Source organism: Tistrella bauzanensis (assembly GCF_014636235.1).
GTDB classification, from domain to species: domain Bacteria; phylum Pseudomonadota; class Alphaproteobacteria; order Tistrellales; family Tistrellaceae; genus Tistrella; species Tistrella bauzanensis.
Map to the genome: position 1 here is coordinate 1 of NZ_BMDZ01000121.1, position 7,042 is coordinate 7,042.

General features: G+C 65.9%; 7 protein-coding genes and 1 pseudogene. All 8 read left to right on the forward strand.

Annotated elements, in window-relative coordinates; genetic code table 11:
- Positions 1-603 (forward strand): helix-turn-helix transcriptional regulator (locus tag IEW15_RS24475; RefSeq protein ID WP_229708755.1); only part of this gene is annotated, 603 nt, incomplete at its 5' end.
- Positions 604-761: 158 nt separating this feature from the next.
- Positions 762-1,553, forward strand: coding sequence for an ABC transporter ATP-binding protein (locus tag IEW15_RS24480; protein ID WP_229708760.1), 792 nt, complete (start codon positions 762-764; stop codon positions 1,551-1,553).
- A gap of 91 nt (positions 1,554-1,644) precedes the next feature.
- Positions 1,645-2,802 carry an ABC transporter substrate-binding protein gene (locus IEW15_RS24485; protein WP_188582998.1) on the forward strand — a complete coding sequence of 386 codons (1,158 nt, stop codon included), beginning with the start codon at positions 1,645-1,647 and terminating at the stop codon, positions 2,800-2,802.
- A 5-nt stretch (positions 2,803-2,807) separates the two neighbouring features.
- On the forward strand, positions 2,808-3,521 hold the full coding sequence (locus tag IEW15_RS24490; RefSeq protein ID WP_188583000.1) for an ABC transporter ATP-binding protein: 714 nt from the start codon (positions 2,808-2,810) through the stop codon (positions 3,519-3,521).
- Between the two features lie 18 nt (positions 3,522-3,539).
- On the forward strand, positions 3,540-4,439 hold the full coding sequence (locus tag IEW15_RS24495) for a branched-chain amino acid ABC transporter permease (protein WP_188583002.1): 900 nt from the start codon (positions 3,540-3,542) through the stop codon (positions 4,437-4,439).
- Entirely contained in the window at positions 4,436-5,551 is a 1,116-nt protein-coding gene (locus tag IEW15_RS24500) for a branched-chain amino acid ABC transporter permease (protein WP_188583004.1), read from the forward strand. The genes IEW15_RS24495 and IEW15_RS24500 overlap by 4 nt, the downstream gene beginning before the upstream one ends.
- Complete coding sequence (locus IEW15_RS24505) at positions 5,548-6,333, forward strand: SDR family NAD(P)-dependent oxidoreductase (RefSeq protein WP_188583006.1); 786 nt, start codon at positions 5,548-5,550, stop codon at positions 6,331-6,333. The genes IEW15_RS24500 and IEW15_RS24505 overlap by 4 nt, the downstream gene beginning before the upstream one ends.
- 152 nt (positions 6,334-6,485) lie before the next feature.
- A pseudogene (locus IEW15_RS24510) lies at positions 6,486-6,965 on the forward strand (SDR family NAD(P)-dependent oxidoreductase); the annotation flags it as partial.
- Between the last annotated feature and the right edge of the window lie 77 nt (positions 6,966-7,042).

The window sequence follows — 7,042 nt, forward strand, 5'->3', positions numbered from 1 at the left end:
ATCAGGCGCCGGCCGCAGGCTCAAGGGCGGATCTCACTGCGATCGCGACACATTCCGAAGACCCATTCTGCAACAGGCTCTTATGTCCATGACCCGCTGAATGTCTATGAGGTGACCGGTTTCGCGCAGGACATCCTGTTCCTTGAGCAGGAGCGCGTGCGGCGCAGCGACGAGGAAAACCGCCTGCATATGGCGTTCCTGAACCGCTATGGCATGCAGGACGAGGTCAATTTCATCTTCCGGCATGACGGTCTGCCCTTTGCCCTGCTGGCGGTGCTGACCGGTCCGGAAGCCGCCGGGTTGAGCACGCGGCTGTTCAATTTCAATGCCATGCACGACTATCTGGAATTCAATCTGAAGATGCATCCCCGGGTGCGGAAGGCACGCCAGGAGATGCTGTTGTCCAGCCGTTTCGGGCTGACGCCACGGGAGATCGAAGTTGTCGATCTGCTCAGAAATGGTGCATCGAATATGACCATAGCCCAAATTATGGGCATCGGCGTCGCCACGGTCAAAACCTATGTCATCAATATCCTGAACAAGCTGGGCGTCGACAACCGCGCGGCGATCATCGCCTTTCTGGCGGCCATGCAATTGCCCTGATCGCAGCTTGATGGTGGCCGGGCGGCTCCGACCTGGTGTGGCTTCCACCGGAAGGTGGATTGCGGGCCAGGTGGCCCCGGCCGCAGGCTTCCTGTCGGACAAGCGCGCCGAGATCGCCCCGGCCGGCGACACCGCCCATGGACAAGGAGGCCTTCCGGATGACCGCCCTGGCAGCAGACATCGATCTGATGACACAGCCGGAACCGGAGCCGGCCAGATGCCTCGACATCACTGACCTCTCCAAGCGGTTCGGCGGGGTCTATGCCGTGCGCGGGGTGACGCTGCGTTGCATGGCGGGCGAAATTCTGGGCCTGATCGGCCCGAACGGCGCCGGCAAGAGCACGCTCATCAACCTGATCACCGGCACGCTCAGCCCCGACAGCGGCATGGTGACCTTGGACGGCCAGCCGATGACCGGCCTGTCGGCGCCGCAATGCGCACGTGCGGGCGTTGGACGCACATTCCAGAACATCCGCCTGTTCGCGCATCTGACCATCCGCCAAAATGTCGAGGTCGCGCACACCACCGCCCTGCGCCATCGCGCCGCTGGCCGCGCGCTGCATGATGTCGATGACCTGCTGGGCCGGATGGGGTTGCGCGGTCTGGCAGACCGGATGGCCACCACCTTGCCCTATGGCCTTCAGCGCCGGCTGGAGATTGCCCGCGCCCTGGCGCTCGCCCCCGGTTATCTGCTGCTGGATGAACCGGCCGCCGGCATGAACGACGTCGAATCCGAGCATCTGGTGGAGCTGATCCGGCAGATCCGCAACGATTTCGGCTGCGGCGTGCTGGTGATCGAGCATGACCTGCGCTTCATCCGCCGGGTCTGCGAGCGGGTCGCCGTGCTGCATATGGGCGAGATCCTGACCATTGGCGGGCCCGATGAAGTGCTGAGCGATCCGCGGGTGATCGAGGTCTATATCGGCGGCGGCGACGAGCCGGCGGCCTGACCGGCGCTGCATGCGACGGGATAAGACGACACCGGAAAAATCCGGGTGAAAGAACAATCCGACACGAGATCGAGACGGGGGACATGGGATCATGACGATCGACACGCGCGGAACATGGCTTGGCATCTGTCTGGGGCTGGCGGTGATGCCGGCCATGGCGGCGGAGACCTTGAAGATCGGGGCACCTGAGTCGATTTCCGGCGATTGGGCGCCCTATACCGCCGCCCATGGCCTGCGCTGCATGGCCGAACTGGTGAACGAGGCGGGCGAATACCGGATCGAGCTGCTGGTGAAGGACAGCAAGAGCGAACCACAACTGGCCATCGCCCTGGCGCAGCAGATGCTGGATGACGAGGTGATCGCGATATCGGGCACGCCGGCATCGGATTCGCTGATCCCGATCGGCCAGCTTGCCGCCGAGTATGGTGCCATCACTTTTTCGGCCATGAATACCCAGGTCGAGATGTTCGCGGCCGGGCTCGATAATTTCGTCACCGTGGCGGTGCCCGATCCGCACAATGCCGCGGCGACCGCCAAGGTTGCCTATGATCAGGGCGCGCGCAGCGTGGTGCTGTTCGTGTCGGATGTGGTCGGCACCTGGACGCGTGCATTGCCCGGCTGGTTCGGCGAGGTGTTCGAGCGCCAGGGCGGCAAGGTGCTGGGATCGATCGAATATCCGGGCTTCGGCATCACCGACTGGTCGCCCTTCATCTCGAAACTGAAGGCGATGGACCCGGCCCCCGATGCGATCCACATCTCGTCGATCAACCCGGATGTCGGCGTGCTGATCCGCCAGCTTCGCGCCGCCGGCATGTCGACCATGGTTCTGGGATCGGACGGCTTCGACGATGTGACGCTGGCCAGCGTTGCCGGTGGTGCTGCCAATGTCGACGGCACGGTGTTCTTTGCAGCCCACGGCTTTCCGACCGAAGGCGGTGCGCTCGCGGCCTTCCAGGCCGACTGCGCCAAACGTGGCTATGAGATCAACGGCGCTTTTTTCGGCCTGGGCGGCGATGTGATCAAGCTGATGGTGGGGGCGGCCAGGGCCGCGGGATCGACCGATCCGAAGGCGATGCTTGAGGCGATCCATACCAAGGGCCCGTTCGAGATCGTCACCGCGCCCAGCGTGTCTTACGACAACCCCTGGCATTATCCGATCAAGGAGGTGCCGGTGATGGGTTTCAAGGATGGCAAGCCGATCCTGATCTCGTCGACGATCCCGGCGGACGTGCCGCATTTCAAGAAGTGACCGCCATGCTTGAAATCGAGGACGTTTCGATCAGCTATGGCCCGGTCAGCGCGGTGCGCCATGTGTCGCTGACGGTTGAGGCCGGCGAGATCGTCGCCCTGCTGGGGCCGAACGGCGCCGGCAAGACCTCGCTGCTGTCGGCCGCCATGGGCCTGCGGCCGCTGGCCGGTGGCCGTATCCGGTTCAAGGGCGAGGATCTGCGCCGGCTTGACACCGAAACCCGCGTCCGCCGGGGCATCACGCTGACGCCTGAAGGTCGGCGGGTGTTCGCCAATCTGACCGTGTTTGAAAACCTGGAACTGGGCGCCGCGACCCGCCGTCGGGGCGCTGCGGTTCAGGCGGATATGGAGATGTGCTTCACGTTGTTTCCGATCCTGGCCGAGCGTCGCGGGCAGACCGGCGGCAGCCTGTCTGGCGGTGAACAGCAGATGCTGGCGATTGCCCGGGCGCTGATGAGCCGGCCATCCCTGCTGATGCTCGACGAACCGTCGCTGGGCCTGGCGCCGCGCATCGTGGGCCAGATCTTCCGCCTGATCCGCGATCTGCGCGACCGCGACCTGACCATCCTGCTGGTCGAACAGAACGCCCATGACGTGCTGCGCTTTGCCGACCGCGCCTATGTGCTCAGCACCGGCGAGATGCGCTATGGCGGCCCGGCGGCGCCGTTGCAGAACAGCGGTGCGCTGATGCAGGCCTATATCGGCGACGCGGCCGCCTGACGGCAGAGGGACAAGCTGATGGATTATCTGATCGAACAGGCGCTGAACGGTTTCAGCATCGGCGCCCAGTACGCATTGCTGGCGCTGGGGCTGGCGATCGTGTTCAGCGTGATGGGGCTGGTCAATTTCGCCCATGGCGAGTTCATCGGCGTTGCCGGCTATGCCATGTTCGCCATGGCCGCGATGGGCATGACCGACCCTTGGCTGCTGGTGGTGTTCGGCGTGGTGACCGTGGTTCTGGTGGCGCTGGTGCTGGAACGCGTGGCTTTCCGGTCGGTGCGCGATGCACCACCCACCACCGGGCTGTTGACCGCCTTCGGGGTCGGCATCGTGTTGCAGAACCTGTTCCTGCTGATGGTGTCTCCGCGCCCCAAGGCGGTGCCGGCGCTGTCGGTGCTGAACGCCCCGGTCGATCTGGCGGGCTTTACCGTCACCATTCTTCAGATGCTGGAGGTGGGGGTCACGGCGGTGGCGATCGGCGCACTGGTCTGGTTTCTGCGCGCGACACGGATCGGTCTCGCCATGCGCGCCGCGGCACTGGACTTCACCACCGTGCGGCTGATGGGTATGCGCGCCAACCGGGTGATCGCCGCGGCCTTCGCCATCTCGGGGCTGCTTGCCAGCATCGCCGCGATCTTCTTCATCGCCAGGCGTGGCGCGATCGACCCGTTCATGGGGCTTCTGCCGGTGCTGAAGGCCTTCGTCGCCTGCGTGCTCGGCGGTTTCGGCAGCTTGCCCGGCGCCGTGGTCGGTGGGCTGCTTCTGGGCTTCGTCGAGGTGATGCTGATCGTCATCCTGCCCGACAAGCTGGCGGGTTTGCGCGATGCCTCGGTCTTCCTGATCGTGGGGGCCATCCTGGTGTTCCGGCCGCAAGGCATTCTGGGGCGCCGTGTCGAGCTTGGAGACAAGACCGCATGAACACCATCGTCTATGGCATCCGCCAGCGCACCGCCGGGCTCGGGCTCGATGAACGGCTGGCTGGCAATCTGAAGGGCGCGGCCTGGCTGGTGGTCATCGCCTCGGCGATCGGGCTTGCCATTCTGGCCTTCGGCAGCCCGTTCATCATCCGGCTGGCCGCTGCCGCCTATATCAACCTGATTGCCGTCGTCGGGCTGCAGATCTTCATGGGCAACGCCAATGTGGTGAATATCGGCCATGCCGGCTTCATGGCCCTGGGCGCCTATTTCACCGCGGTGTTCGCAACGCCGGTGATGATCAAGGCAACGCTGATCCCGAACGCGCCCTTCGGTCTGGCGGGCGTGGAACTGGCGGCGATCTATGCCTTCATCCTGTCGATCGCCATCACCACCCTGATCGGGCTGATCACCGGTCTGGTGCTGGTGCGGCTGGCGGGCATCGCCGCCACCATTCTGACCATCTCGATCCTGGTCATCGTGCAGGGGGTGCTGGTGACCTGGACCGATCTGTTCCGCGGCGCGCAGGCCTTTTTCGGCATTCCGAAGGTGGTGGGGCTGGGCGGGATCATCCTGGCGACCGCCGTGGTGCTGGTGATCGCGCGGCTGTTCAAGGGCTCGCGCGCCGGCGTCCAATTGCGCGCCAGCGCCACCGACCCGGTGGCGGCGGAAGCGATGGGCGTGGATGTCCGTCGATTGCGCCTGGTGGCCTGGGTGCTGGGATCGGCCGTGGTCGGCTGCGCCGGTGCGCTGTATGCGCTCTATGCCGGCACGATCAATGCGCGCGCCTTCTATTTCCACACCGCCTTCCTGACCCTGGCGATGGCGATCGTCGGCGGCATGCGCTCGGTGACCGGCGCCATGGTCGGCGTGGCGCTGCTGACCGTGCTGCTGGAACTGATCCGGATCGTCGAGGGCGGCATCACCGTACTCGGCATTGCCTTTCCTGAAATGCTGGGCCTGTCGGGGTTGATGCTGGGGGTGGTGATCGTGGTGGTGATGTGCTTCCGTCCCGACGGCTTCATGGGTGGATACGAGGTCGAGGAAGCGGTCGCGGCCCTGCGCGCCCGGTTGTCATCACGGCGTGGCGCCGCCGCCGAGGAGGGGGCGCGATGACCCCGCTGGCGGGCAAGGTCGCGCTGGTCACCGGCGCCGGGCGCGGCATCGGCCGGGGTATCGCCATGCATCTGGCGATGTCGGGCGCAAAACTGGTGCTGACCAGCCGCACGGCGGGTGAACTGGAGGATCTCGCGGCCGAGATCCGCGCGGGCGGCGGCGTCGCCATGGCGGTGACCGGCAGCGTCTCGGACCCGGTGGCGGCCGACGCCATGGTCGATGCGGCCTGCGGCGCCTTCGGCCGGCTCGACATCCTGGTCAACAATGCCGGCATCGTCGAGGACGCGGCGTTTCTGGACATCACGATCGAAAGCTGGCGGCGGGTGATCGACACCAATCTGACCGGCTGCTTCCTGATGACCCAGCGCGCGGCGCGGCGGATGAAGGATCATGGCGGCGGCTCGATCGTCAACATCGCCTCGATCGACGCCCAGGGCTATGACGGCCCACAGGCCTCGTATGTGGCATCGAAGGCCGGCATCATCGGCCTGACCCGGGATGCCGCGACCGCGCTGGCGCCGTTCGGCATCCGGGTCAACAGCGTCAGCCCCGGCTGGGTGCGGACCCGGATGATCGAGGATTTCCTGACCCCTGACCAGCTCGACTATATGCTCCACCGGTTCGAGCGTGTGCCGATGCGCCGGCTGGTCGAGATCGGCGAAGTGGCGGCCGCGGTGGCGTTCCTTGCATCGGATGCCGCCGCCGCCATCACCGGCATCGACATCCCGGTCGATGGCGGCACGCTGGCGACGCTCAACGTCTATGAAACCCTGCCGCGGTGACGGCATCCGGCTGTGGCGGGGTGGCCTGACGCGATCCGGGTGCCGGAACTTTCCGGCCGCCACGGGGCTTGTCCGCAGACAGGGCCGGCTGGCCCCCTGACTGGCGCCGGCCGGCTGTTCTCCCCCCCCACGGATCAAGGAGACAGTTGCTCATGACCCGCAGAGGACAGCGCGACGGCGCGGTGGTGGTCATCACCGGCGCATCCAGCGGCATCGGCCGGGCAACGGCGGAAGCCTTTGCGCGTGACGGCGCACAGCTGGTTCTGGCGGCACGTGACGGTGCTGCGCTGGAGGCGGTGGCCGGCCATTGCCGGGTTCTGGGCGCCGCGACCGAGGTGGTGGCGACCGATGTGACCGACGCCGCCGCCGTGCGGCATCTGGCATCGCGGGCGCTGGCCTTCGGCGGCCGGATCGATGTCTGGGTGAGTAATGTCGGGGTCGGCGCCGTCGGCCGGTTTCATGAAACCCCCGCCGCGGCGCATGAACAGATCATCCGCGCCAACCTGATCGGTCACATGAACGATGCCCATGCGGCGGTGCCAGTGTTTCTCAAACAGGGGCAGGGCGTGTTCATCAACATGATCTCGCTGGGCGGCTTTGCCGCATCGCCCTTCGCGGCCGCCTATAGAGCCTGTTGCAGAATGGGCTCCAACCCTGTCGATGTCCGCTTGCCCCCGCGCTGCGGGGCTGATTCCCTCGGGTGATGTGA